The sequence below is a fragment of the Halomonas sp. DN3 genome (assembly GCF_024137905.1).
Taxonomy (GTDB): domain Bacteria; phylum Pseudomonadota; class Gammaproteobacteria; order Pseudomonadales; family Halomonadaceae; genus Halomonas; species Halomonas litopenaei.
The window spans coordinates 2316921-2343045 of record NZ_CP099965.1; the positions used below are offsets into that span (position 1 = coordinate 2316921).

Sequence of the window (26125 nt, forward strand, 5' to 3'; positions counted from 1 at the left end):
TGGCGCGCATTTGATCCAGCGCCGGGTTCAGGTGCTTTTGGCAGGCTCCTTCAGGGCCTTGTCTTCCAATATCGCCCGGCGACGTGCGAAGCGTCGGCTTCCAGCAACCAACGGGATGCACCATGGCAGGACATAGCAAGTGGTCGAACATCAAGCATCGCAAGGCCGCTCAGGATGCCAAGCGCGGCAAGATATTCTCCAAGTTGATCCGCGAGCTGGGCGTGGCCGCTCGTCAGGGCGGGCCCGAACCCGCTGACAATCCGCGTCTGCGGGCCGCCATCGACAAGGCCCTGTCCAATAACATGACCAAGGACACGATCCAGAGGGCGGTGGATCGCGGGGCAGGGCAGAATGATGGCGATGACATGGAGGAGATCACCTACGAGGGCTATGGTCCGGAAGGCGTCGCCATCCTGGTGCAGTGCATGAGCGACAACCGCAATCGAACTGTCTCAGATGTGCGACACGCGTTTTCCAAGCATGGCGGCAACCTGGGCACCAGCGGATCGGTCGCCTTCATGTTCCATCACCAGGGGCGACTGACCCTGGCACCGGGAACCTCTGAGGAGGCAGCCATGGCGGCCACCCTGGAGGCAGAGCCCGAGGATATCCTGACCGACGAAGACGGCAGCCTTGAGGTGGTGACATCACCGGAGCGCTTCGGTGCCGTCAAGGATGCCCTGCTGGCCGCGGAGCTTGAGCCCGTCTACAGCGACGTCGGACTCTTCGCCGATACCACCACGCCCATCGAGGATGCCGATCTCGCGCGCCGTGTGCTCGCCCTGATCGATCACCTCGAAGACCTCGATGACGTGCAAAATGTTTTCACCAATGCGGACTTCAATGATGCCATTCTTGCCGAACTGGAGCGCTGACCTGCCGGGGAACTCGGCATGATCGTGCTGGGGATCGATCCTGGCTCGCGTATCACCGGCTACGGGGTACTCGACGCCAGCGAGCGGCAGCCGCGCTACATCTCCAGTGGCTGCATCCGCCTCAAGGATGAGTCCCTGGCCCAGCGTCTGGCGCAGGTCTATGCCGGGATCAGCGAGTTGATCGGGATCCACCGTCCCGCGGCCTTCGCCATCGAGCAGGTGTTCATGTCGAAAAATGCCGACTCTGCACTGAAACTGGGCCAGGCGCGGGGTGCCGCCATCGTCTGCGCCGCCAATCACGGCCTGGATGTGCACGAGTATGGGCCGCGCCAGATCAAGCAGGCGGTCACCGGCAGCGGTGGTGCCGACAAGACCCAGGTGCAGCACATGATCACGGCGACGCTGGGACTGTCTGGCACGCCCCAGGCGGACGCCGCCGATGCTCTGGGAATCGCCCTGACGCACTGCTACGCGTCACGTGGCTTGATCACCCAGGGCTCCTTCGGTGGGCGGCCCAGCGGCTCCAGGGGGGGCGGCAAGGGGACGTCCTGGCGCCAGTATCGCCCCTAGGTTTTTTCACGCTGATGCGTCGGGTTGTTGTTGCTGCATCGGCTGACGTTCAGGCTGTCGCAAAGTGGCGACGGAAGCATTATCGAACAGCGTTTGTTTGTGCTGGCGGGGCCCAGGCTGCCACCGTATAGTGGGATGCAAGGTACGCTTGCAGGGTAGCAGCTCCCGCGATTCGTGACCGCCGTCTCAGGTACACTGGCGATCACTTTTACCGCCGAGATCAAGGAAGTATTCGCGCCATGATTGGACGCATCACGGGCACACTGCTCGAAACCCAACCACCCTGGCTGGTGGTCGACGTCAATGGCGTCGGCTACGAGATGGAAGCCTCCATGACCACCCTGGTCGCCCTGCCGGGCGCCGGGGAGCGGGTGTCGCTGTACACCCATCTGACCGTGCGCGACGATGCCCATCTGCTGTATGCCTTTGCCCGCGAGCAGGAGCGCGCGCTATTTCGCGCACTGATCAAGGTCAACGGTATCGGCCCCAAGCTGGCCCTGGCGATTCTCTCCGGCATGGACGAGGACGCCTTCATCCGCTGCGTGATGGAAGACGACGTCAAGGCGCTGACACGTCTGCCTGGCGTCGGCAAGAAGACGGCCGAACGTCTGGTGATCGAGATGCGCGATCGCTTTCCCCACTGGCAGCATCCCGACAGCCTGCCGCTTGAAGGGAACGCTCAGCCGTCCACACCGGTATCCGGCAAGACGGCATTGGCTGACGCCGAGGCGGCGCTGGTCAGTCTGGGCTACAAGCCCACCGAGGCAAGCCGCATGTTGTCCGGCCTCGAGGATGAGGGCAGCACCGAAGCCATGATCAAGGCGGCGTTGGCGCGCCGCATGGCGGGTTGACCATGATCGATACCGACCGACTGATCGCCGCCGATCCGCAGGAAGGAGAAGGGCGGGTGGACCACGCCATCCGCCCCAGGCGCCTGGCCGACTATATCGGCCAGCCCCGGGTCAGGGAGCAGCTCGAGATCTTCATCCACGCCGCCCGGGCCCGGGACGAGAGTCTCGACCACACCCTGGTATTCGGCCCGCCTGGACTCGGCAAGACCACCCTGGCCAATATCATCGCCACCGAGATGGGCGTGGGCCTGACCTCGACCTCCGGGCCGGTGCTCGAGCGTGCCGGCGACCTGGCCGCCATGCTTACCAATCTCAAGGCCGGTGACGTCCTGTTCATTGACGAGATCCATCGACTTTCGCCGGTGGTGGAAGAGATCCTCTATCCCGCCATGGAAGACTTCCAGCTGGATATCGTTATCGGTGAGGGCCCGGCCGCACGCTCGATCAAGCTCGATCTGCCCCCCTTCACCCTGGTCGGAGCGACCACCCGAGCCGGCCGTCTGACGTCACCGCTGCGCGACCGTTTCGGTATCGTGCAGCGCCTCGAGTTCTATGCCATCGACGAGCTGACCGAGATCGTGGCACGCTCGGCGCGCCTGCTCGAGGTACACACCGACACGGACGGCGCCCGTGAGGTGGCCCGGCGCTCCCGTGGCACGCCACGTATCGCCAACCGGCTGCTGCGGCGGGTTCGTGACTTTGCCGAGGTCAAGGCGGCAGGGCACATCACCGCCGAGGTGGCCGATCAGGCGCTGAACATGCTGCACGTCGACCACCATGGCCTCGACCATATGGACCGTCGCCTGCTGCTGGCGATGCTCGAGAAGTTCGACGGTGGCCCGGTGGGCGTGGATTCGCTGTCGGCGGCCATCGGCGAGGAGCGCGACACCATAGAGGACGTGATCGAACCCTACCTGATTCAGCAAGGTCTGATGATGCGCACCGCACGAGGCCGGGTGGTGACGCGCCAGGCCTGGACCCATTTCGGCATGGCCCCTGACGATCAGGCCTTCGACGCTTCCAACGACTGACCCGAGACGAGGATTTCCGTGAACGACTCCATGTCCATTCCCCATCTGATCATGAACGCCAGCGGCGTGGTGCAATTTGTCATGCTGCTGTTGCTGATCGGTTCCGTGCTTTCCTGGATCGTGGTGTTCCAGCGCAGCTTCGTGATGCGCCGTGCACGCAAGGCGCATCGCGCCTTCGAGGACCGCTTCTGGTCCGGCGTCGACCTCAACGAGCTGTATCGAGACGCCCCGGCCGAGGGCGAGACTCAGGGCGCCGAGCACATCTTTCGCGCCGGCTTTCGCGAGTTCAATCGGTTGATGCCGAAGACCCGCAGCCCCCAGGCGATCCTCGACGGCGTCCAACGCAGCATGCGGGTGGCCTGGTCACGTGAAGAAGAACGCCTGAACCTGCACCTGGTGTTCCTCGCCACGGTGGCCTCGGCCAGCCCCTATATCGGCCTGTTCGGCACCGTCTGGGGCATCATGGGCTCCTTCCAGTCGCTGTCGATGGCCCAGCAGGCGACCCTGGCCACGGTGGCACCATGGATCGCGGAGGCGCTTGTCGCGACCGCCATGGGCCTGTTTGCAGCGATCCCCGCGGTCATCTTCTATAACCGCCTGTCGGCGGAATCGTCGCGCCTGCTGGGCAAGTACGAAGACTTTGCCGAGGAGTTCCACTCCATCCTGCACCGCAACCTGCAGGGCCGGCCCGACGCCGGCGCCGCCTGATCAAGGAGACGCCGCATGCTTGGACCCTTCAATCGCCGTGGGCGCAGCAAGCCCATGGGGGAAATCAATGTGGTCCCCTTTATCGACGTCATGCTGGTGCTGCTGGTGATCTTCATGATCACCGCGCCGATGCTGACCCAGGGGGTCAAGGTCGACCTGCCTCAGGCGACCTCGGAGCCGATCGAGGACACCGAAGACACCGACCCGATCATCGTCTCGGTGGACAAGGAAGGGCAGTACTTCATCAGCCTCGGTGGCGACGAGACCCAGGTCAGCCTGGACGAGTTGAGTGACCGCGTGGTCATTCTGCTCGAGCGCAACCCCGGTACGCCGGTGATGGTGCGGGGTGATCGCAACGTCTCCTACGGCCAGGTGGTGACCTTGATGAGCACGCTGCAGGTGGCCGGCGTCGCCAACGTCGGGTTGATCTCCGAACCCCCGCCCCAGGACGGTTAGGAGCGCTCATGGCGAAACCACAGCGGCGAAAGACACTCAAGCGTTCCGCCGGGCGAGTTGGCTATGGTCTGCCGACGGTGCTGGCCGTTGCGCTGCACCTGGGCATTCTGGTCATCAGCGTGATCAAGTGGCCGAGCAGTGAACCCGAGGCGCCTAACAACGCCATCGTGCAGGCTACCCTGATCAGCACCGAGACACGTACCGATCAGGCTCAGCAGGCGGCCGAGGCGCGCACACGCGCGGCCGAACGTCAGGCTCAGGAAGAAGCCGAGCGCCAGGCTCAGGAGGAGGCCGAACGTCAGGCCCGTGAGGCCGCAGAGCAGCAGGCCGCCGAAGAGGCCGAGCGTCAGGCGGCAGAACAACAGGCTCAGCAGGAAGCGGAGCAGCAGGCAAGGGAAGAAGCTGCCGAACAAGCCCAGGCGGAAGCCGAACGGCGGGCCGCCGAGGCCGAAGCCGCCGCCCAGCGCAAGGCCGAAGAGGAAGCCGAGCGTGAGGCTGCTCGCCAGCAGGCCGAGCAGGAGCGCCAGGCCGAAGCCGAGCGACGCCGTGAGGAAGAGGCGGCGCGACAGCAGGAGGCCGAACGCCAGGCCCGCGAGGAGGCCGAGCAGAAAGCAAGAGAGGAAGCCGAGCAGCAGGCAAGAGAGGAGGCTGAGCGCAAGGCACAGGAAGAAGCCGAACGTCAGGCCCGCGAGGCAGCCGAGCAGAAAGCAAGAGAGGAAGCGGAGCAGCAGGCAAGAGAGGAAGCCGAGCGCAAGGCACAGGAAGAGGCCGAACGTCAGGCACGAGAAGAAGCCGAGCGTCAGGCCCGCGAGGAAGCCGAGCGCAAGGCACAGGAAGAAGCCGAACGCCAGGCCCGCGAGGCCGCCGAACAGAAGGCCAGAGAAGAGGCCGAGCGGCAGCTTCAGCGGATCATCGAGGGCGATTCCAGTGCCGTCTCCAACGCCGAACAGGGGAACGAGGCCGCCAATGGCTTTATCCAGCTGGTGCGGCGTGCGGTGGAGCAGGCCTGGGTCATCCCGCCCAATGTGGGCGACGGCACCACCGCCGAGGTACAGGTCAGGTTGGGGCCCTCGGGTGAAGTATTTGCTGCAACGGTCACACGTTCGAGCGGAAACGCCGCCTTCGACAACTCCGCCATCCAGGCGGTGGAGTCTGCAGCTCCGTTCACCGAACTGCGAGACCTTCCCAGCGGCGTGCAACGCGACTATCGTCAATTCAATCTGCGATTCAGACCGGGAGACATTCGCTGATGAGAGCCTTGAATGCGAGTTGGTGGACCAGGAGGGTCAGCATGACCGTCGCTCACACGAGCCTTGCCAAGCGCCTGCTTGCTGTCGTGGCAGGCATGCTGGTATGGCTGGCCGGGCCAGCGGCCCAGGCCGATCTGACCATCGATATCACCCGTGGCAACGAAAGGGCCACACCGATCGCGGTGGTGCCCTTCACCGACCAGGCGGGGGGACTACCCGAGGATATCGCCCAGGTCGTCTCCGATGACCTGGAGCGCAGCGGCTACTTCGAACCGTTGCCGCGCTCAGAGATGTTCAACCAGCCCTCGTCCAGCGAAGAGGTCACCTATGGTGACTGGCGCAGTCTCGACTCGCGCTACCTGGTGGTCGGCAGCACCAGTCAGGAGGGTGGCCAGGTCAAGGTGCGCTTCGAGCTTCTCGACGTCAGCGGCGAGAGCCGGCTGCTGGGCGAGACGGTCACGGCATCGAGTTCCGATCTGCGCGGCGCGGCGCACTATATCAGTGACCAGATCTTCGAGGAGATCACCGGCATTCGCGGCGCCTTCTCGACCCGCATCGCCTATGTCACCTCGCAGGGGGTGGGCGACAACACCCAGTACGGGCTCTATGTGGCCGACGCCGATGGGCGCAACAGCCAGCAGGTCCTGACGTCCGATGAACCGATCATGTCACCGGCCTGGTCGCCGGATGGCGGCAAGCTGGCCTATGTGTCCTTCGAGACTGAACGGCCGGCCATCTACGTGCAGAATCTGGCCACCGGTCAGCGCGTCAAGCTGACCGACTTCGAGGGGCTCAACAGCGCACCGAGCTGGTCGCCGGATGGTCGTCGCCTGGCGATGGCGCTGTCCCGGGATGGCCAGCCCGAGATCTACGTGATGGATATCGGCTCGCGCAACGTTCAGCGTGTCACCAACTCCTCGAGCATCGAAACCGAGCCGGCCTGGGCGCCGGACGGCCGCTCCCTGATCTTCACCTCGGACCGCTCGGGCGGCCCCCAGATCTATCGCCAGAGCGTGTCCGGTGGTGAGGCCGAGCGTCTGACCTACACCGGCAACTACAATGCTCGTGGCCGCCTGTCGCCGGACGGCGAAACACTGTTCTTGATCCACCGCGGCAACAATGGCTATCAGGTGGCCAAGCAGGACCTCGAGAGCGGGCGTCTGGTGGAAATCAGTGATGCCCAGCAGGCCGAATCTCCCAGTATCGCGCCCAATGGCACCATGGTAATCTTCGCCACCCAGCAGGGTAGCACCGGGGTGCTGGGAGCGGTCACCGCCGATGGACGTGCGCAGTTCCGTCTGCCCGCCGCCCAGGGCGATGTCCGTGAGCCGGCCTGGTCCCCGTTTCTGAACTGATTCGACGGCCATATGCCGATGAATCGACTTTGATGCATCACGCAAGGAGAGTGACACGATGTTTCTCAAGCCCTACGCCCGTTCGCTGGCCATCGCCGCTTCCCTGGCCGTTCTGGCTGGCTGTTCCAGCACCGGCGGCACCCAGGACGGCAGCGCCGCAGGCACCGGTACCGGCGGTACCATGGGTGGCACCGGCGTCGGTACCGGCACCGCCGGCAGCGGCCAGGTCAGCGGCTCCGGCTATGGCACCGACGGTGCCGGCCAGATGGCCGACGGCCGCATCCCGGAAGTGCGCACCATCTACTTCAACTACGACAGCGACGCCATCCGTCCCGAGTTCGAATCGGTGGTCAACGCCCACGCCCAGTACCTGAGCAGCAACCCCAACGCCTCCGTCGTGCTGCAGGGCCACACCGACGAGCGCGGTACCCGCGAGTACAACCTCGCGCTTGGCGAGCGTCGTGCCGGGTCCGTCGAGCGCTACCTGCGCCTGCAGGGCGTCAATCCCTCGCAGATGGAAGTGGTGAGCTACGGCGAAGAGCGCCCCGCAGCTCGCGGCAGCAACGAGGATGCCTTTGCACAGAACCGCCGTGTGGTCTTTGCTTACTGAAAGCCACTGACGTCGGACGTGGGAGAAGTCAATGAGACACAGTCTTAAGGGACTGTGCGGCGCGGGAGCCCTGGTGCTCCCGTTGTCCGTCATGGTACCCGCCATCCTGTCACCTGCACTGGCTCAGCAGCCGGTCGTCAGAGACCTCAGCGGTGGCAACAGCTTTTACGATCAGACGGCCACCCAGGCCCAGGCCAGCGGCAATCTCGCACTGTTCAACCAGGTCGAGCAGCACCAGCGCGAGCTGCGAGAATTGCGCGGGCAGATCGAAGAACTGCGCTACCAGCTCGATCAGCTCAAGCAGCAGAGTCGCCAGCAGTACATGGACCTCGATCAGCGCATGTCCGAGTTGCCGCGCCAGGCAGCGCCACCAAGCGCCCCGAGTGAAGCAACGGAGCCGCCGAGCGAATCCGCAGACAGCAGCGGCAGCGGCAGCGGCAGCGGAGCATCCTCATCGTCCTCTGGCCAGGCCAGCGATGATGCCAGGGAGGCCTATCAGTCGGCGTTCTCCAAGGTGCAGTCGCGAGACTTCGATCAGGCGATCAGCGACTTTGATACCTTCGTCGATCGTTATCCCGACTCCAGCCTGACCGCCAACGCCTACTACTGGCTCGGTGAATTGCATTCGGCACAGTCGTCCTTTGGCGATGCCGCCGATGCCTTCGAGACCGTACTGGACCGTTTTCCCGACAGCAGCAAGGTTCCCGACGCCATGTACAAGCTGGGACTGCTGAAAGCACGGCAGGGAGATACCGAAGGCGGCCACGCACTTCTGGAATCCGTCCAGCAGGACTATCCTGACAGCAATGCGGCATCTCTTGCCGATGACTATTTGCGTCAGGCCGGGGCCTGATCAAGGAAGCGCCATGACCGAGTGCAAGATTGATTACCAGGCACCTCAAGACCTGCTAAAGGATCGCATTCTGCTGGTGACCGGTGCCGGAGACGGCATCGGGCGCACCGCGGCGATCGAATACGCACGTCGCGGGGCCACCGTGATTCTGCTGGGCCGTACCACCGCCAAGCTCGAGAAGGTGTATGACGAGATCGAGGCCGCCGGAGGTCCGCAACCGGCGATCTTCCCGTTGAACTTCGAAGGGGCGACGCTCAAGGATTACCACGATATGGCCGAAGCGCTGGACAAGGAGTTCGGCCGGCTCGACGGTATCCTGCACAACGCCGGGCAGCTAGGCCGGATCACTCCGTTCGAGCAGTACAATCCAGAACTGTGGGATCAGGTCATGCAGGTCAACATCAACGGGCCCATCTGGATGACCCAGGCGCTGTTGCCACTGCTGACCAAGTCTGCCGACGCCTCGGTGATCTTTACCTCGTCGAGTGTTGGCCGCAAGGGGCGGGCCTACTGGGGCGCCTATTCGGTCTCCAAGTTCGCCACCGAAGGCTTTGCCCAGGTACTGGCCGAGGAGATCGATCATCTGGGGACCCTGAGGATCAATACCCTCAACCCCGGGGCGACCCGCACCGCCATGCGCAAGAGCGCCTACCCGGGCGAGGACCCCATGAGCCTGCGGACCGCAGAGGACATCATGCCGACCTATCTGTGGCTGATGGGCCCTGACAGCAAGGGCCGCAACGGGGAAGCCTTCGACGCCCAGCCGCCGAGAAGCTGACGTCACAGGCAAGTGAAGCGTTCAACGAGCGTTGCAAAAGGAACGGCGAGCCGATCGGCCCGCCGTTCCTTGCGTCTCACCGCCTAAACTGCCGATCCCGACCCCAGCGCCAGCGAAGCTCAGGTCGCGCCTCGCGTCGTCGTGCAGGGCTTCGGCCGCCGCCCTGGCTCGTCGACGTCTGGCTTCCAGCAACGTCTCAGTGGCCTCTCAGCGTCCTCTCATTAGACTCTCAGTGCCTTTTCAGCGCTTCGAGAACCGCCTCCGCGGTATCGAACCAGCGGTCGGCCGGCCAGTCCCGGTAATCTTCTTCCTCGGCAATGTAGCCATAACCCACGGCGATGGCCGGCATGCCCGCGGCTTTTGCCGCCTGCATGTCGCGCACGTGGTCGCCCAGATACCAGCACGCCTCGGGCGCGACGTCGAGGCGCCTGGCCGCCTCCAGCAGTGGTTCTGGATGTGGCTTCTTCACCGGCAGGTCGTCTGCGCAGAGCATGACGCCCGGCGCGAGTCCCAGCGCTTCGACCAAGGGCTCGGCATACAGACGTGGCTTGTTGGTGACGATCCCCCAGGGCCGGTCGAGGCCATCCCAGTGGAGCAGTAGACGATCGAGCGGCGGGAATACCTGGCTGTGTTCGGCCACCGCTTCGGCGTAGAGGTCGAGCAGCTGCTGACGCGCCGCAGCGTGGTCGGGGTGCTCGCTTTCGAGCCCCAGCGCCAGGGTGACCAGGGCGCTGCCACCATTGGACACCTGGGCGCGAATGGCAGGGTAGGGCAGCTCGTCCAGACCATGCAGCCGGCGCAATCGATTGGTGGCCTGGGCCAGGTCAGGGGCGGTATCCACCAGGGTGCCGTCAAGGTCGAACAGCAGGGCGTGAGGTAGCGAATCGTTCACGCGGTCTCCTTGCGACAGAGCATCAGGTAGTTGACCGAGACGTCGTTGGCGGATAGCGAGAACTGACGAGTGATCGGGTGGTAGACCAGACCACTTTGCTCCTCGATCTCGAGTCCAGCGTCACGGCACCAGCGGGCCAGTTCGGCTGGGCGGATGAAACGGGCGTAGTCATGGGTACCACGAGGTACCATGCCGAGCACGTACTCCGCGCCGAGAATGGCCAGGGCGTAGGACTTGGGGTTTCGATTGATGGTCGACAGCGCGAGCTGTCCGCCGGGCTTGAGCAGTCGAGCGCAGGCACGCACGATGGCTTCGGGGTCGGGCACGTGCTCGAGCATTTCCAGGCATGTCACCACTTCGAAACGCTCCGGAGCTTCCTCGGCCATGTCTTCGACGCTGATGTAGCGATATTCGAGAGCGACCCCCTGCTCATCGGCGTGCTGACGCGCAACCGCGAGCGACGCCTCGGCCAGATCGATACCGGTCACCCGAGCGCCGCGGCGTGCCATGGCCTCGGAGAGGATGCCTCCGCCGCAACCGACGTCCAGCACTTCGCGCCCGGCCAGTCCCACTCTGGCGTCGATGAAGTCGAGTCTCAGCGGGTTGATGGCATGCAGCGGTTTGAATTCGCCTTCGGGATCCCACCAGCGTTCGGCCAGCGCCGAGAACTTGTCGATCTCGTTGTGGTCCACGTTGGCGGAAGGGGTATCGGATGTGCTCATCTGTATCTCCAGGGCGTTCCATGCCGCCGATGTCAGCGGACCGAGTTCGTCTGGTACGCTATTCTACGCATTCCCTGTTCCGAGTCCCATGGCCCAGATCGCCATGGGGGTCAGCCGAACCCATTTTCGAGAAGAAGGAAGTCTCCATGATCCGCAAGGCCGTTCTCCCTGTCGCAGGTTTTGGCACACGGTGTCTGCCGGCGTCCAAGGCCATCCCCAAGGAAATGATCACCATCGTCGATCGCCCGGTGATCCAGTACGTGGTACAGGAGGCCGTCGCGGCAGGCATTCGTGACATCGTGCTGGTGACCCACGGCACCAAGAGCGCCATCGAGAACCACTTCGACAAGCATTTTGAACTGGAGGCCGGGCTCGAGGCCAAGGGCAAGACCGAGCTGCTCGAGGAGCTGCGCGCCATCGTCCCTGCCGACGTCAACATCATCAGCGTGCGCCAGCCAGAACCTCTGGGCCTCGGCCACGCGGTGCTGTGCGCCCGTCCGGTGATCGGTGACGACGAGCCCTTTGCCGTGCTGCTGCCGGACGTGCTGGTCGACGATGATGGCCTTGAGCGCAATGACCTTGCCGGCATGATCGATGCCTTCGAACGCACCGGGCGCTCCCAGCTGATGGTGGAAGAAGTTCCACGCGAGCTGGTCTACAAGTACGGCATCGTCGCACCCAAGGGCGAGTCTCCCGAGCCCGGTGAGTCCTGTGAGCTTTCCGGCCTGGTCGAGAAACCCAAGGTCGAGGAGGCGCCCTCCAACCTGTCGGTGATCGGACGCTACATGCTGCCGGGTCGTATCTTCCCGCTGCTGGCCAAGACCCCGCCCGGCGCCGGCAACGAGATCCAGTTGACCGATGCCATCGAGGAGCTGCGCGTCGCAGAAGGCGTGGACGCCTATCGCATGCAGGGCACCACCTACGATTGCGGCCATCAGCTCGGCTACCTGGAGGCGATTCTCGCCTACGGTCGGCGCCACTCCCGCTACGGAGAGGGCTTCACCGAGCTGCTGAAACGCTACGCCGCCGAGGACTGACGTCATGAAGGTCGTGATACATGGAAGTGAGCTTTCGGCAGCCACCGCTGCTGCCGCGCTGTCCTGGGTAGGACATGACGTCTGCTGGCAACCGCTGGATCGACACTGGAGCGAGCTCAAGGATAGCGACTGGCTGATCCGCGAGCCTTCGGTACTGCAACACCTGACAGAGGCCATGGAAGCCGGGCATCTGACCCTGGAGCGGAACAGCGAGGCCGACGGCCCGGAAATCGACGTGCTGTGGCTGGCCTTGTCACCGACCCAGCGCGACGATGCCAGCCGTCTGGTGGAGGAAAACGCCTCTCGTCTTGCCGACGGGGCCATCATCGTCAACAACGCGACCTTTCCGGTGGGGGACACCGAGCGGCTCGAGTCTCTGCTCGAGGGCCAGAATGTGACCTCGGTGGCGCTTCCTGACACCCTCGAGGAAGGGCGCGCCTGGGAGACCTTTACCCGCGCCCGCAGCTGGCTGCTGGGCTGCGACGATGACCACGCCGAGCGCCAGGTGCGCGAATTGATGCGCGCCTTCAATCGGCGTCACGAGGTGTTCAAGCGGATGCCTCGACGGGCCGCGGAGCTGACCAAGCTGGCCATCAATGGCATGCTGGCGACCCGTATCAGCTACATGAACGAGATGGCCGGTCTGGCCGACACCCTGGGCGTGGACGTGGAGTATGTGCGTCAGGGCATGGGGGCAGATCAGCGCATCGGCTATGAATACCTCTACCCCGGTTGTGGCTTCGGTGGCCCCAATTTCAGCCGGGATCTGGTGGGCCTGGTGGATGTCCAGTCGGCCAGCGGCCGCCACTCCGAGTTGCTCGACCAGGTGCTCGAGATCAACGAGCACAAGAAGGAGACGCTGTTCCGCAAGCTGTGGGCCCACTATCAGGGGCGTCTGGAAGGTCGTACCGTGGCCATCTGGGGGGCTGCCTTCAAGCCCGGCACCGCACGCATCGATCATGCGCCCGTACTGACGCTGCTGCGTGCCCTGTGGGCCCAGGGTGTGCACGTTAGATTGCATGACCCCGCTGCCCTCCCTGCCGTACGTGCGGTGGTCGGTGACCACCCGCTGTTGAGCCTGCATCAGGACGACCCGCTAGACGCCTGCCATGGCGCCGATGCGCTGATGCTGGTCACCGAGTGGAAGGCCTACTGGAATCCTGATTGGATGGCGCTCAAGCGACAGCTGAAGGGCGCCCTGGTCCTCGATGGTCGCAATATCTATGATCCCCAGTACGTCGCCGCCCAGGGCTTTCACTATCGCGGCATCGGCCGACGTGCCGACCCGGCAACCTGATATATCGCTCAGGGTCTGACAGCAAAACCGTGGGCCGACACCGGGCCTGTCCCGTAAAGAGCGCAGCATTTACTGCGCTCTTTGCTTTGGTGTCTTGTTCTGTCTTGTTCTGTCTTGGCCAGACCAGACCAGACCAGACCAGGCCTGGCCCGACCCGAGCTGCTCGAGGTGTCATCGGTCAATGACAGTCGCCCAGATTCTGGGCGACAAGGTCCCAGTGAATCAGCGGCCAGAGTTGCTCCACCGGAGACTTTCCACAGCCAAGATCCAGGACCAGCAGCGGCCTGCCCGATGCGGCATCAAGCCGCTGGCCACGGGCACTGATCATCAGGCTCATGCCACGGTTGGAGTGCAACAGCCACAGCCAGCCTGGCCGCCGGTTCCCTTGCTCGAGTTCGTCCTCGACCCGCCCGTGCATCGCCTCTCTCAATCCTGTAAAGGAGCCGAACGTCTGTGTCAGTTCCTCGTTCAGTCGACCCTCCGGCGCTGCCGGGCGCGGTAACAGGCAGTGCCAGAACAGGGTAAGGTTCCAGGCTTCGACCGCATGTTCGAGGACCTCACCATGGGCCTTTGACATTACGTCTTCGAGGGATCTCGAAGCCGTGCCTGAGCCGCTCGCCCAACGATTGAGCGCTGTCAGATGACGTTGATGGTCCCCCTGATAGCGCTCCTCGACCCAGGCCTTCGAGAGGTAAGGTTCCAGTTGGTGGCTATCGAAGGGCAGCGCGGGCAATTCAAGGATCATGGGGACTCCGGGGTCGTGAACGTCATGGTGAAGCGAGGTATGGCAGGTGCCCCACAGCAAGGCGTTGATAGGGATAGCGCTAACGCGTTATCCGTCTGCCGTGCGTAAATATGGTAAAAAACCTTACACTATCAGCCAACTTTGGCCGCCAAGGCCCGTGGCACGTGATCGGCCCTGAGCCAGCGATGCCATCCGGTGCCACAGTGCCACACGCTGAACCGCAAGGAGAGTTTCATGGGGCATCCACCGGAAGTCGGCCGTCCGGGCGCTATCGTACCCGATCCAGGAGAGAGTGTATCCGCCGCTCGCTATCGCCGGCCCCCGGCGCCTAGACTTTGGCCGTTATGGCTACTGGTGCTGTTGATTATCTGTGCAGTGGGGGCCGCTGGCTGGCTGGCCTGGCAGGAACGTCAGCGGCTCGAGGGTGAGCTGACCCGCTTGAGGGGGGAGTTGTCCAACATTCATGCGCGGTTCGATGCCGAGCAGGGAGAAGGGGACCTGGTGGCCGACATCCAGCGTCGAGTGGCCGAACTCGAACAGCGTGACGATGCCCTGGCCCAGCGACTCGAGTCGACCGCAGAGGATATAAGAAACACTGTTTCCGAACAGGCACAGACAACGCTGGACCAACACAGCCACAACGCCGACACTCTGCAGGACGTCGAAGAGCGTGTCGCTTCCATCGCCGATACGCTGGCGGCGACCCGGACATCACTGGGTGCCGTTGAACGAGCCGGCGACAATGCTCGAGGTGCCCTGGAGGCCCGCATGGACCGTTTCGACGATGCCCGCGAGTCCTTTGCCGGCCGGTTGGGGTCGCTGACCACCAGGGTCGATGAGGTGGTGACGCGTCTGGACACCCGACTGGGACAGCTGTTGCCGCGGTTCGACACCCTGGAGCAGCGGCTTGCCTCCCTGGACGAGGACGTTGAAGGCCTGCGCCAATCGCGCCAAGATGGTGCGGAGGAACGTCGCGCAATGGAAGCCAGGCTCGAGCAGCGCCTGGATGCGCTGGATGACAGCGCCCGGTCGCTTGGCGCCGATCTTCGCGAACTGCGTCAGTCCCAGCTCGCGTTCAGCGCCCAACTGGAGGCGCTGCGTTGATCCAGCACCCACGTCAGGAAAGCCAGTCTATTATGGAAAATCGCGTTCCCGCTCGTTCGGGTCTGGGTCCTTTCGTCCGTCGATCAGGGGCCGCCCTTTGCCTGGTCTCGGTGTCGGTGCCGGCCCTGGGCATGGATGCCGAGATCGTCGGTATCGAAGGGGATATGGCCAACAATGTCGAGGTCTACCTGCAAGGGCTCGACGGCAGCCAGTATCGTGTGGAGCGGCTGCGCAACGAGGTGGTTCGACTGACCCAGGAGGCGATGCGGGTCTACGGCTACTATGAACCGCAGATCGAGATGCGTTTCGACCGCGATGACGAGCCCCAGGAAGTCTTCCTCACCATCGACAAGGGGGAGCCGGTCAAGCTGGAAGTGATCGACTTCACCCTGGAGGGCGACGCCCGCGACGACGCCCCCTTTCAGCTGGCGATCGATGCCTATCCGCAAGAGGAAGGCGACATCCTCGAACACGCCCCCTACGAGAGTCTCAAGGGCAGGCTGCAGGGCCTGACCGTGGAGCGAGGCTATTTCGATTGGCAGTTCACCGATGAGCGCATGGAAATTCGCCCCTGGGCCAACAGCGCTCGGCTGTACCTGGGCATGGACAGCGGGCCGCGCTATCGCTTCGGCAGGGTCAATTTCAAGGGCCATCACATCGTCGAGGAACGCCTGCGCAATCTGGTGCCCTTCGACTACGGCGATCCTTACCTGGCAAGCGACGTCGCCGAACTCAACAACCAGTTAAGCGAGACCGAATGGTTCGGCTCGCTGACGGTACGCCCCCGCCTGGAACGCCAGAAGGGCTCCCTGGCGCTGCCCGAGAACGATAACTGGTGGTACTCGGTGGACGTCGCGGAGATCCCGACGCCGTACCAGGGGCCGCGGATCAGCCGCGACGCTCTGGCGGTGGCGCTTGGACTGTATCCGCCGGAATTCCCGACCATGCCGATCGATGTCAGCGTGACGCCGGCGGATCGTCACCAGTTCGAGGCGGGTATCGGCTTCGCCACCGATGTGGGGCCGCGCCTGCAGTTCTCCTGGGAGCAGCCCTGGGTCAACCGCTACGGCCATAGCTGGACCAATCAGCTATACCTGTCGGCACCGGATCAGCAGTTCAGCGGCACCTACAAGATCCCGCTGGAGGATCCACTCAACGATAGCTACCGACTGCAGTACGGGCTGCGCAAGCAGGACATCGAGGACACCGAAAGCTTCGAGAGTACTGTCGATTTTGGTCGGCACTGGGTGTTCGAGAATGACTGGGAGCAGACGGTCTATCTTCGCGCCACCTACGAGGACTTCACCCAGGGTGACCAGTCCGACCAGGTACTGCTGCTCTATCCCGGGGTAAGCTGGTCACGCACCCGTACCCGCAACCCTCAGTTTCCCACCTGGGGCGATCGCCAGAATCTCGAACTGCAGTACTCCAGCGACGCCTGGGGCTCTGACGCCGAGTTTTTCCGCATGACCGGCGATACCGCCTGGATCCGCAAGTTGGGTGACGACAACCGCTTTATCGGCCGACTGGGTGTCGGCGCGATCAATACCGACGATTTCGAGAAGATTCCCCCTTCGCTTCGCTTCTTTACCGGTGGTGACTCCAGCGTGCGTGGCTACAGCTACGAGTCGCTGTCGCCGGAAGACGAGAACGGCGACCTGGAAGGCGGTCAGCACGAGTTCACCGCCAGCGTCGAGGCCCAGCGCCGAATCACCGGCAAGTGGTGGGGCGCGGCCTTCTTCGATGTCGGTGACGCCTTCTCCGAGTGGTGGCCGGGCGACCTGAACAAGGGCGCGGGTCTGGGCGTGCGCTGGATTTCTCCGGTCGGCCCGATCCGATTCGATGTCGCCCATCCCTTCGATGACGAAGACGACAATTTCCGGCTGCACTTCGCCATCGGGCCCGAGTTTTGAACCCGATGCCGCTGGCCCCTGACACGAGGCTTCAATGAGAAAAGGACGCGCCCTGTGGGCCCTGACACGTCTTCTGATCTGGCTGCCGTTGACCCTGGTTGGCCTGGTGCTGCTGATTGGCGGCCTGGTGCTGAGTCCCTGGGGTACCCGAATGGCGCTGGATCAGGGCCAGCGCATGGGCTTTCTCGAGTACGAGGCGGTCGAAGGCGCGCTGCTCGACACCTTTGCGCTGGATGGCTTTCGCATGGAGATGGGCAGTCTGCGGCTGTCGGTAGATGCGTTGTCGCTGTCCTGGGCAGAGGACTGCGTTCTTGATGGCCGGCTGTGTCTTGATTACCTGAGGGCGTCGGGTACCGACGTCCGCCTGGGCGAGAGCGAAGCCGCGGAGGAGCCTCCCGTCGAACCCGAGCCGACCAGTGCCGAGCCGGGGCCCCTGGCGCTGCCGTTTCCCGTCGAGATCCGTGAGCTGGCGGTCGAGGACGTCGCCGTGCAACTGGCCGACGGCACCCGACTGGCCTGGGACAGCTTCACCACCGCGGCGGTGGCCGAGGGCGATACCCTTAGCGTTCGACCTACGCGCCTGGCGGGTCTTCATCTGACCCTGCCGTTGACGCCCGGCGCCATGCTGGCCCTGAGCGACGCCGAACATGAAGGGCCCATCGTCAGCGCCGAGGCCATCGACGCCGCCATCGCGGTGCGCTCGCCGTTGCCGAGCGAGGCCGCCGCCGAGATGGAAGGGGCCGCAGCCAAGGCCGATGACATCCCGCTGGATGAGCGTGAGCGTCTGGTGCTGCCCGAGGTCACCTTGCCACTGGCCATTGAAGTACCCGAGCTGGTGGTCGAGGACACCACCGTCGACGGGGCCTTCGACTACCACGTCGAGCGTCTGGACCTGAGTCTCGATGCCCGCGGCCAGACCGTTACCATCGAGCCCCTGGCGGTGGCCTCCGCCGATGCCGACGCCGAGCTCCAGGCCCGCGCCACGTTGAGCGGCGACTACCCGCTGGAGCTCAATTTTGCCGCCGATCTGTACCTGCCGGAAATCTTTCCGGCGCTGTCCGGCGAACGGGTCGAGCTGAGTGCAGCCGGCAGTCTTGCCGACCTGGAAATCGACCTGAAGACCTCAGGCCCGGTGGACACCCACCTGGTCGCCCGACTCGACGCCCTCGACCCCACGTTGCCCTTCAGCGCCACCTTCCAGAGCCCCAGACTGCAATGGCCGCTGCCTGGCATGGACAGCCCCCTGCCTGAAGGTGTCGAAGAGGCTGGCGAGGTGAGCGACGCCGAGACAAGCGCGCCAGACAATGCTGAAGCAAGTAATCCCGAAGCGGACAATGCCACCGCTGCCACGGCCGAGGTGGAGCCGTGGATCGCCCGCGATCTGGATCTCGCCATCGAGGGTTCCCTGACCGGCTATACGCTGAAATTGGCCCTGGCCGCCGAGGGTCCGGATGTACCGCCAACCACCCTGGCCCTTCAGGGGCAGGGGGATCTTTCACAGTTTGCCTGGGCGCCTCTTGAGGTCGCACCGGAGGGTGCCGGCGCGCTCAGCACCGAGGGACGTGTCGATTGGTCTGACGGCGTCTCGGTGGAGGCGGCAGCGACCCTCACGGACCTTAATCCGGAACCCTTCGTCGAAGGGCTCGCGGGGGATATCGACGGCACCCTGCAGGTGGCGTTCACCCAGACCGATGAGGGGTGGCGGGTGGAGGTGCCGGCGCTGGATATCGAGGGTACCCTCGATGGCCGACCGCTGTCGCTGGAGGCCAAGCTCGCCGGCAACAGCAATATGCAGTGGGACATCGACAGCCTCGATTTCCGCCAGGGCGACAATCGCATCCAGGCCGTCGGCCAGGTCAGCGAGTCCAACCTCGACGTCGACGCCGAGATATCACTGCCGGACATGGCGAGCCTGTATCCGGGGCTTGCCGGCCAGCTATCCGGTGACATCACCGCCAGCGGCAGCCTCCAGGCGCCTCAGCTAGACCTGGCCCTGAACGGCAGCGGGGTAGCGTTTGAGGAAAATCGTGTCGGCGAACTGTCGCTGTCCGGCCGTGTGGCCGGTATCGACGACCCCGAGCTCGATATTGATCTTGAGGCAAGACAGGTCGAAGCCGGCGGTCAGCGATTCTCCGATATCGCCGTGGATCTCGATGGGCGGCTGTCGGATCACCGCCTGGAGCTCACCGTGGAGGGCAGCGAGGAGGGGCCACTCAACCGTCTGGTGCTGGCCCTTGACGGGGCCATGAACGAGGCCCGCGACCGCTATAAGGGCACCCTGTCGCCGCTGGAGGTCACGCTGCCCCAGGGCGATATCGCCCTCGATGATCCGCTGAGCTTCGAGGCCGACCTGGCCGCGGGGTCGGTCCAGGCCGAGCCCTTCTGCCTGGCACGTCGCCAGGGCGGCGCCGTTTGCATCAGCGAGCCGCTGAGCGCCTCGGCGGACGCCGGCTCGCTGACCCTCGAGATCAATGAGCTGCCCATGGACCTGGTCAACGAGGCCTTGCCTCAGGGCTGGGCCATCGACGGCGACACCGGCGCTCGTGTCGTCGCTGGCTGGTCGACCGGCGGCAGTCGCTGGCAGGCCGACGTCCAGGTCGACAGCGAGGTCAGCGTGACCGGCGAGGACGCCTATGGCCAGCCTTGGTCGGTGCCTGCCACCAGCATGTCGCTCAGTGCAGACGCCAGCGAGGCCCGCATCGACATGGACCTGGCGCTGTCACTGGCCCAGAGCGGCGATATCGACCTGGCCCTGGCCATCGACGATCCCATGGGACGCGGTGGCCTGGACGGCACCCTGACCATTACCGACGTGCGCCTGGCACCCTATCAGCCATTGGCGGCCGGCCTCGATGAACTCGAGGGCAGTCTTGGCGGCACCATCCGTATCGCCGGAACCCGTGAAGCACCCGATCTCAGTGGCGACATCAGCCTGACCGGGCTCAGGGTCCACGGTGGTGATATCCCCCTGGCGGTCACCGATGGTCGGCTGGATATCGCACTGTCCGGCGACAGCGCGCGGATTTCCGGCCATGTGGACGCCGAGGAAGGGCGCCTGAATATCACCGGTGACGCCGCCTGGCCTGACGGTAGCTGGGAGGCCAACATGGCGCTGTCCGCGGTGCAGGATCCACTGCTCGCCGCCATGCCGGCCTTCGGCAAGCTGAAGCTGGCCCCGGACCTGACCATCACCGCCAACCCCTCGCGACTGCGAGTTCGTGGCGAAGTGCGGATCCCCTGGGCCAGGCTCAAGGTCGGTGACGTTCCGGCGTCCGCGGTCACCCCGAGCGGTGACGAGATCATCATCACCCGCGAGATGGACGAGGAGGCCAAGGAGGCCGAACGGCGGGCCCAGGAAGATCCGGTCGGAGAATCCACCGCCGAGGCCATGGCCGAGGCGGGCATGGCCATCGACATCCGCGTACGGCTGCTGCTGGGACCCGACATGCGCCTGAGCGCCTACGGTCTGCAGACCGAGCTGGAAGGGGATCTGGAGGTGCGCCAGAACAACGGGCCACTTCAGTTGTTCGGCGACGTCAGCCTGGTCGATGGCCGCTTCCGCGCCTACGGACAGGATCTGCAGATTCGCCAGGGCAAGCTGATCTTCGCCGGCCCGCCGAGTCTGCCGACGCTGGACTTCGAAGCCATCCGTAACCCGGCCAGCACCGAAGACGGAGTGATCGCCGGTCTCAAGGTCACCGGTACCGCCAGCCAGCCCGATCTGGAGATCTTCTCCGAGCCGTCGATGGACGAGTCTCGGGCGCTGTCCTACGTGCTGCGCGGTCGGGCGCCGGATGACAGCGGCGACTCCAGCGGCGCCCTGACCTCGGCGCTGATCGGCCTGACCCTGGGCAAGACCGGGGGGGCGGTAGGCGCCATGGGTGAGGCCTTCGGCATCCAGGACCTGTCGCTGGATACCTCCGGCAGTGGCGAGAGCAGTCAGGTGGTGGTCAGCGGCCGTCTCACCGACCGTTTGGAGGTGGGCTACGGCGTCGGCATCTTCTCGCCCATCGCCGAGCTGACCCTGACCTACCAGCTGTGGCGGAGTCTCTACCTGGAAGCGGTCTCCGGCGCCGCCCAGGCGGTGGACCTGATCTACACCTGGAGCCTGCCGGGAGACCCACCGGAACTGCAGTGACCAAGCGCGCAGCACCCCACGCAACACACCGCGCAAAGCTCAAGAGCCCCGGCCATGGCCGGGGCCAGGCCACCCACGCGTCCAAGCTTCGACGCATCCTGGCGCTGCTCGATGTCGCCTGTCGGCCGGAGGATCTCAACCTGCCCTCATTCAAGTTGCATCAGCTCAAGGGGGCGCTTAAAGGCTGCTGGTCTATCCGTGTCAACGGTAATTGGCGCGTGACGTTTCGCTTCGCGGACGCAAATGTGGAGTTGGTCAATTATCTCGATTACCACTAGGCGCTGTCCGAAAAGCGCCCGTGGCTATCGACGTCTCGGATACTTCCCCGCTTGGGGAACGCCAAGTCTTCAGTTTCTTCAAGATAAGGAGACAAGAACATGATGAATGAACCTCCGCATCCCGGAGAGCTGTTGCGCGAGGATGTCATCGAGGAGCTTGGCCTATCGGTAAAGGAAACGGCCGAGCCACTAGGGATGTCACGCGTCGCCTTGTCACGGGTCTTGAATGGAAGAGCGGGAATCAGTCCTGAGCTCGCGTTGCGCCTGGAAACCGCAGGCGTCAGCACCGCTTACGCCTGGCTCGCCATGCAGACAAACTATGATTTGGCACAGGCCCGCAAGAAGCCGCAGCCGACGGTTCAGATGTTGCAAGCAGAGACGGATTCACCCTAGTGGCATCATGGGCAGTCCTGCATAACTGCTGAGTCTGGTGTCAGCGACAATTCCTGCAGGTAGCGCGCCAGCCGTCGGCCAAGCCAAGGGCGAGGGCGGCGAGGGCCTGGCTCCATGAATCCGACATGGCCGCCGCGTTCGGCGACTTCGAGGGTCACCAGCGGCGAGCGAGCCGGGAAACGCTCGATTAGGTCGGCCGGCATGAAAGGATCGTCACGGGCATGCAGCATCAGGGTGGGAACGGCCACCCGATCGAGCACCGGGCCGCTGGAGGCACGGGCATAGTAGTCATCGGCGTCCCGGAAGCCGTGCATCGGCGCCGTGATGACGTCGTCGTAGTCGCGCAGGCGCTTCAGCCGGCGCACCTGCTCGACGCTGACCTTGAGGGAAAGCTCGCCGCGTTCGAGCCGAGGTATCACCTTGCGCTTGAGCGAGGCCAGCAGGTGGCGTTCGTAGACCCGCGAAAAACCCTCGCCCAGGCGCTGGGCGCAGGCCGCCAGATCCAGCGGCGCGCTGATCACCACCGCGGCGTCGAGCCCCAACGAGTTAGCGTCCTCTTCGGCGACCAGCCGAAGCAACATATTGCCCCCCAGCGACACGCCACCGGCGACCTTGGGTGCCTCGGGATAGCGATCGCCCAGTACCTCAAGCAATACCTTGGCGTCGCCGGTATCGCCGCTGTGGTAAGCGCGCGGCAAGCGGTTGGGGCGTGAGCCACAGCCACGGAAGTGCATCAGCAACGCCCGATAGCCCTGGTCTCTGGCGGCCGCCAGCAGATCGTGCGCGTAGGGCGAGGTGATTCCCCCCTCGAGGCCATGGAACAGCACGAACAGCGGGGCGCTCTGGTCATCGGGTTCCGGCAGCACCCAGCTAAGCTCCACCTCGTCACCGTCGGGCAGGTCGAGAAATTCCTGTCGCCAGTCCACCTCCGCGGGACGAAGTACCCTCGGCAGCAGGGTCTGGACATGCGGATTGGACAGCCAGCGGGCGGCACGAAAGCCGCCCGGTGTCGCTGCATCCGCGCGAAGGCCCGAGGTGGCAGGGGACAAGCTTGAACGGGCGTCAGGCTGGGGCAAGGCTAGGTCTCCGCTGGGTGGTCGGGGGCATCATGGTTGAGCCTCGGTCTCGAGGGCGTGAGCACACAGCTCCTGCCAGGCGGCGTCGACCGCCGCGCGACGGGTCGAGAGGTGGCGATACAGGCGGATATCGAAGGACACCGTCCAGCGTGGCGGCCCTGCCGCCACCAGCGCGCCGGAGGCCAGCGCCTCGCCCAGGCTGCGCTCGGGCAACCAGCCCAGCCCATAGCCCAGCGCGACGAGTTCTCGGATATTGCCGCTCTGTACGCTCTCGTTGAGCACCGTCAGGGTAGGGGCGTCGCCGAGTCGGTCCAGGTGGGAGCGGATGGCGGCATCGATCATGCCCCGGGGATGATAGGCGATCAATGGCAGGGCGCGCCCCTTGCCGCCTTCCAGCGCAAAGCGAGGCTGGCCGCTGGCATCCGGCAGGCACACCGGCATAAAGCGCTCGCGGCCGATGACGCAATAATCGGTGTCCTCGTTGGCCAGCTCCAGCGGATTGCCGCTGGTCGGCCAGTAGCACAGGGCAAGATCGATCTCGCCGGAGGCAAGTCCCTGGAAATAGTCGCCCACCAGCCAGGCGGTGGCACGCAGGTAGGGCTGCAGCGGCGGTGGCGACTGCCAGCCGCTGAGCCACTGGGGCAGGAACTGCGCCAGCAGGCTCTGGGGTGCCCCCAGGCGTAGCTGTCCGGCCTGTTCCTCGGCCATCTGCGCCAGTCGCTGGCGGGTCAGGTCGACCCGCCGGGTGACGTCGTGACACATGGCGAGGAAGGCCTCGCCGGCCGGCGTCAGTGACAGCGGCAGGGTCTGACGGTTGATCAGGGTGGTGCCCATCTCCTCTTCGAGCAGCTTGATGCGCCGAGAGAAGGTGGGCTGAGTCACGTTCTGTTCTTCGGCGGCACGGGAAAAATGACGCGTGCGGGCCAAGGCGAGAAAGTCTTCCAGCCAACGTATTTCCATGGAAGTGTCACCTGTCCTGCGAAACGTCGATTGTGCCAGATAACCCGACGCCGGGCGTACCCGGCGTCGGCGTGTTGCAGGTGAAGGCGATGGAGGTCAAGGCAGCGGTCAAGACAGACGACCTTCCTCGACGCCATGACAGGCGACCTGGCCGCCCTCATCGGTGGCGATCAGACGGGGAATCTCCCGGCGGCAGCGCTCGTTGGCGTGGGGGCAGCGCCCGTGGAACACGCAGCCCGAGGGCAGGTTCACCGGGGTCGGCACCTCGCCCTGCAGACGCAGGTGCTGGGGACGGTCGTCCTCCAGGCGTGGAATCGCCGACATCAGCGCCTGGGTGTAGGGGTGACGCGGGCGAGCGAACAGCGTCGCCGTGGGCGCCACCTCGCACACGCGGCCCAGGTACATCACCGCCACCCGGGTACCGAAATGCTCCACCACCGCCAGGTCGTGGGTGATGAACAGGTAGGTCAGATGGTGTTCGCGCTGGGCTTCCATCAACAGGTTCAGCACCTGGGCCTGGATCGACACGTCCAGCGCCGAAATCGGCTCGTCGGCGACGATGAATTCCGGATCCACCGCCAGCGCCCGGGCGATGGCGATGCGCTGTCGCTGGCCACCGGAGAACTCGTGGCCGTAGCGCGAGCCCCAGTCCGGCGCGATGCCCACCGAGCCCATCACCTCGTGGACCTTGTCGACGACCTGCTGTGGCTTCCAGTCGGGGTGGTGAAGGCGGATCGGCTCTTCCAGCGTCTGCTGGATGGTCATACGCGGATTGAGCGAGGCGTAGGGGTTCTGGAAGATCATCTGCATGCGCTGACGGAAAGGCAGCAATGCTTTCGAATCGAGATGATCGATACGCTCGCCGTCGTAATGGATCTCGCCGGCGCTGGGCCGCAGCAGGCCCATTACGGTGCGCGCTACCGTCGACTTGCCGCAGCCGGACTCGCCCACCACGCACAGCGACTCCCCGCGGCGGATGTCCAGGTCGACCCCGTTGATCGCGTGCACGTGCTGTTGCTCGCGCACGATACGACCACGCCGAAACTTGAGCTGCTCGAGGAAATCCCCGGACAGCGAAAAGCGCTTTTCCAGCCCGCGGATCTCGAGCAGGCTGTCGCCTCCAGCGGCAGGGTTCATGTCGGCGGGGCCGTCCTGCTGAATCGGCTCGGTCGGCGGTTTGACGGCTGCCTGAGTGGTCTGGCTCATGAGTTGTCCTCCCTGGCCACGATGCGTTCGGCATCCTGCATCTCGGCGACCATATGGCAGGCCACCTCACAGTTGCCGGAGCGCACGAAGGCCGGTACCTCGGTCTTGCAGGGTGTCCGTTCGCTGCCGTCTTGGCGCTGGGTAAAGTCGCAGCGCGGATGAAATGGACAGCCGCTGGGGAGCTGGCTCAACGACGGCATGCTGCCGCGTATCTGATTGAGCCGCTCGCCCGGGGTCGCCATCTGGGGCAGGGCATTGATCAACCCTTGGGTGTAGGGATGCTGCGGATCATTGATGATCTCTCGGGTCGGGCCCTGCTCGATCACCCGGCCGGCGTACATCACCAGCATGCGCTGGGTTACCTGGCTGACCACGCCAAGATCGTGGGTGATCAGGATCAGGCCGACGTTGTGCTTCTCGCACAGCTCCAGCAACAGCGCCATGATCTCCGCCTGAATGGTCACATCCAGGGCGGTGGTGGGCTCGTCGGCGATGATGATATCCGGGTCGAGCAGCAGCGCGATGGCGATGATGATGCGCTGACGCATGCCGCCGGACAGCTCATGGGGATACTGGTCCAGGCGCTTTTCCGGCGACGGGATCTGCACCTGCTCGAGCTTGCGCAGCGAGATCGCGCGGGCTTCCTTGCTGGAGATACGGCGGTGGGCCTTGAGGCATTCCACCATCTGCTCACCGATGGACAGCACCGGATTGAGCGTCATCATCGGATCCTGGAAGATCATCGAGATGCGGTGGCCGCGCACCTTGCGCAGGGCGCGCTCACCAAGCCCGGTCAGTTCCTGGCCATCGAAGGTGATGCTGCCGCCGGCGATATAGCCCGGCTTGGCGATCAGATTCAGCAGGCTGAAGGCGGCGACCGACTTGCCGGCGCCGGATTCGCCCACGATGCCCAGACGCTCGCCACGATCCAGGCTGAACGACACATCGCGCAGTGCCTTCACGTCGCCCTGTCGCAGGGCGAAGCGCACGTCGAGGTGATTGACGTCGAGTAGTGCCATGATGTCTA

The 26125-nt window shown here is 64.7% G+C and carries 25 protein-coding genes; 18 read left to right on the forward strand and 7 right to left on the reverse strand.

Annotation, left to right across the window (positions count from 1 at the left end):
• The first annotated feature begins 122 nt into the window (after positions 1 to 122).
• The 11 genes from NKF27_RS09930 to NKF27_RS09980 all read left to right on the forward strand — a co-directional run bounded on the left by NKF27_RS09930 (position 123) and on the right by NKF27_RS09980 (position 9337).
• Positions 123 to 875, forward strand: coding sequence for a YebC/PmpR family DNA-binding transcriptional regulator (locus tag NKF27_RS09930; protein ID WP_108133600.1), 753 nt, complete (start codon positions 123 to 125; stop codon positions 873 to 875).
• 18 nt (positions 876 to 893) lie between these two features.
• On the forward strand, positions 894 to 1445 hold the full coding sequence (gene ruvC / locus NKF27_RS09935) for a crossover junction endodeoxyribonuclease RuvC (RefSeq protein WP_253556307.1): 552 nt from the start codon (positions 894 to 896) through the stop codon (positions 1443 to 1445).
• 239 nt (positions 1446 to 1684) lie between these two features.
• The gene (gene ruvA / locus NKF27_RS09940; protein WP_045992044.1) at positions 1685 to 2296 is read left to right on the forward strand and encodes a Holliday junction branch migration protein RuvA; all 612 of its coding nucleotides are present in this window, start codon (positions 1685 to 1687) and stop codon (positions 2294 to 2296) included.
• 2 nt (positions 2297 to 2298) lie between these two features.
• Positions 2299 to 3327: a Holliday junction branch migration DNA helicase RuvB gene (gene ruvB / locus NKF27_RS09945; RefSeq protein WP_222569022.1), complete on the forward strand. Its 1029-nt coding sequence runs from the start codon at positions 2299 to 2301 to the stop codon at positions 3325 to 3327.
• Between the two features lie 18 nt (positions 3328 to 3345).
• Positions 3346 to 4035 carry a protein TolQ gene (gene tolQ / locus NKF27_RS09950; protein WP_253556308.1) on the forward strand — a complete coding sequence of 230 codons (690 nt, stop codon included), beginning with the start codon at positions 3346 to 3348 and terminating at the stop codon, positions 4033 to 4035.
• 15 nt (positions 4036 to 4050) lie between these two features.
• A complete protein-coding gene (tolR, locus tag NKF27_RS09955; RefSeq protein WP_108133603.1) occupies positions 4051 to 4491 on the forward strand; it encodes a protein TolR in 441 nt (146 codons plus the stop codon).
• An 8-nt stretch (positions 4492 to 4499) separates the two neighbouring features.
• Complete coding sequence (tolA, locus tag NKF27_RS09960; RefSeq protein ID WP_253556309.1) at positions 4500 to 5741, forward strand: cell envelope integrity protein TolA; 1242 nt, start codon at positions 4500 to 4502, stop codon at positions 5739 to 5741.
• 95 nt (positions 5742 to 5836) lie between these two features.
• Positions 5837 to 7096: a Tol-Pal system beta propeller repeat protein TolB gene (gene tolB / locus NKF27_RS09965; RefSeq protein WP_253556450.1), complete on the forward strand. Its 1260-nt coding sequence runs from the start codon at positions 5837 to 5839 to the stop codon at positions 7094 to 7096.
• A 58-nt stretch (positions 7097 to 7154) separates the two neighbouring features.
• Positions 7155 to 7706: a peptidoglycan-associated lipoprotein Pal gene (gene pal / locus NKF27_RS09970; protein WP_045992086.1), complete on the forward strand. Its 552-nt coding sequence runs from the start codon at positions 7155 to 7157 to the stop codon at positions 7704 to 7706.
• Positions 7707 to 7737: 31 nt separating this feature from the next.
• Positions 7738 to 8559, forward strand: a complete 822-nt coding sequence (gene ybgF, locus NKF27_RS09975; protein WP_253556310.1) for a tol-pal system protein YbgF — start codon at positions 7738 to 7740, stop codon at positions 8557 to 8559.
• Positions 8560 to 8572: 13 nt separating this feature from the next.
• Positions 8573 to 9337: a YciK family oxidoreductase gene (locus tag NKF27_RS09980; RefSeq protein ID WP_045992050.1), complete on the forward strand. Its 765-nt coding sequence runs from the start codon at positions 8573 to 8575 to the stop codon at positions 9335 to 9337.
• Positions 9338 to 9566: 229 nt separating this feature from the next.
• Here NKF27_RS09980 and NKF27_RS09985 read toward each other — a convergent pair whose 3' ends face one another.
• Together NKF27_RS09985 and ubiG are read right to left on the reverse strand one after the other, a co-directional pair.
• Positions 9567 to 10229 (reverse strand): HAD family hydrolase, encoded by a 663-nt coding sequence (locus NKF27_RS09985; RefSeq protein ID WP_222516818.1) that lies wholly within the window; start codon positions 10227 to 10229, stop codon positions 9567 to 9569.
• Positions 10226 to 10951 carry a bifunctional 2-polyprenyl-6-hydroxyphenol methylase/3-demethylubiquinol 3-O-methyltransferase UbiG gene (gene ubiG / locus NKF27_RS09990; RefSeq protein ID WP_253556312.1) on the reverse strand — a complete coding sequence of 242 codons (726 nt, stop codon included), beginning with the start codon at positions 10949 to 10951 and terminating at the stop codon, positions 10226 to 10228. The genes NKF27_RS09985 and ubiG overlap by 4 nt, the downstream gene beginning before the upstream one ends.
• Positions 10952 to 11097: 146 nt before the next feature.
• Here ubiG and galU point away from each other — a divergent pair, with 146 nt between their 5' ends.
• Positions 11098 to 11988, forward strand: coding sequence for a UTP--glucose-1-phosphate uridylyltransferase GalU (galU, locus tag NKF27_RS09995; protein WP_253556313.1), 891 nt, complete (start codon positions 11098 to 11100; stop codon positions 11986 to 11988).
• Between the two features lie 4 nt (positions 11989 to 11992).
• Positions 11993 to 13285 (forward strand): nucleotide sugar dehydrogenase, encoded by a 1293-nt coding sequence (locus NKF27_RS10000; RefSeq protein ID WP_253556314.1) that lies wholly within the window; start codon positions 11993 to 11995, stop codon positions 13283 to 13285.
• A gap of 178 nt (positions 13286 to 13463) precedes the next feature.
• Here the strand turns inward: NKF27_RS10000 and NKF27_RS10005 are convergent, their stop codons facing one another.
• Complete coding sequence (locus NKF27_RS10005; RefSeq protein ID WP_253556315.1) at positions 13464 to 14030, reverse strand: hypothetical protein; 567 nt, start codon at positions 14028 to 14030, stop codon at positions 13464 to 13466.
• 234 nt (positions 14031 to 14264) lie between these two features.
• Between NKF27_RS10005 and NKF27_RS10010 the strand changes: the two genes are divergently transcribed.
• The 5 genes from NKF27_RS10010 to NKF27_RS10030 all read left to right on the forward strand — a co-directional run bounded on the left by NKF27_RS10010 (position 14265) and on the right by NKF27_RS10030 (position 21856).
• Entirely contained in the window at positions 14265 to 15134 is an 870-nt protein-coding gene (locus tag NKF27_RS10010) for a hypothetical protein (protein ID WP_253556316.1), read from the forward strand.
• A gap of 32 nt (positions 15135 to 15166) precedes the next feature.
• Complete coding sequence (locus NKF27_RS10015; RefSeq protein WP_253556317.1) at positions 15167 to 17047, forward strand: autotransporter assembly complex family protein; 1881 nt, start codon at positions 15167 to 15169, stop codon at positions 17045 to 17047.
• 34 nt (positions 17048 to 17081) lie between these two features.
• Positions 17082 to 21185 carry a translocation/assembly module TamB domain-containing protein gene (locus NKF27_RS10020; protein WP_253556318.1) on the forward strand — a complete coding sequence of 1368 codons (4104 nt, stop codon included), beginning with the start codon at positions 17082 to 17084 and terminating at the stop codon, positions 21183 to 21185.
• Positions 21182 to 21463: a type II toxin-antitoxin system RelE/ParE family toxin gene (locus tag NKF27_RS10025; RefSeq protein ID WP_253556319.1), complete on the forward strand. Its 282-nt coding sequence runs from the start codon at positions 21182 to 21184 to the stop codon at positions 21461 to 21463. Before NKF27_RS10020 ends, NKF27_RS10025 begins: the two co-directional genes overlap by 4 nt.
• Positions 21464 to 21562: 99 nt before the next feature.
• The gene (locus NKF27_RS10030) at positions 21563 to 21856 is read left to right on the forward strand and encodes a HigA family addiction module antitoxin (protein ID WP_367399261.1); all 294 of its coding nucleotides are present in this window, start codon (positions 21563 to 21565) and stop codon (positions 21854 to 21856) included.
• Positions 21857 to 21861: 5 nt separating this feature from the next.
• Here the strand turns inward: NKF27_RS10030 and NKF27_RS10035 are convergent, their stop codons facing one another.
• The 4 genes from NKF27_RS10035 to NKF27_RS10050 all read right to left on the reverse strand — a co-directional run bounded on the left by NKF27_RS10035 (position 21862) and on the right by NKF27_RS10050 (position 26117).
• The gene (locus NKF27_RS10035; protein WP_253556320.1) at positions 21862 to 22932 is read right to left on the reverse strand and encodes a hydrolase; all 1071 of its coding nucleotides are present in this window, start codon (positions 22930 to 22932) and stop codon (positions 21862 to 21864) included.
• Between the two features lie 30 nt (positions 22933 to 22962).
• Positions 22963 to 23892: a LysR family transcriptional regulator gene (locus tag NKF27_RS10040; protein ID WP_108133614.1), complete on the reverse strand. Its 930-nt coding sequence runs from the start codon at positions 23890 to 23892 to the stop codon at positions 22963 to 22965.
• A gap of 108 nt (positions 23893 to 24000) precedes the next feature.
• The gene (locus NKF27_RS10045) at positions 24001 to 25029 is read right to left on the reverse strand and encodes an ABC transporter ATP-binding protein (protein WP_253556453.1); all 1029 of its coding nucleotides are present in this window, start codon (positions 25027 to 25029) and stop codon (positions 24001 to 24003) included.
• Positions 25030 to 25094: 65 nt separating this feature from the next.
• The gene (locus NKF27_RS10050) at positions 25095 to 26117 is read right to left on the reverse strand and encodes an ABC transporter ATP-binding protein (RefSeq protein ID WP_045992060.1); all 1023 of its coding nucleotides are present in this window, start codon (positions 26115 to 26117) and stop codon (positions 25095 to 25097) included.
• Between the last annotated feature and the right edge of the window lie 8 nt (positions 26118 to 26125).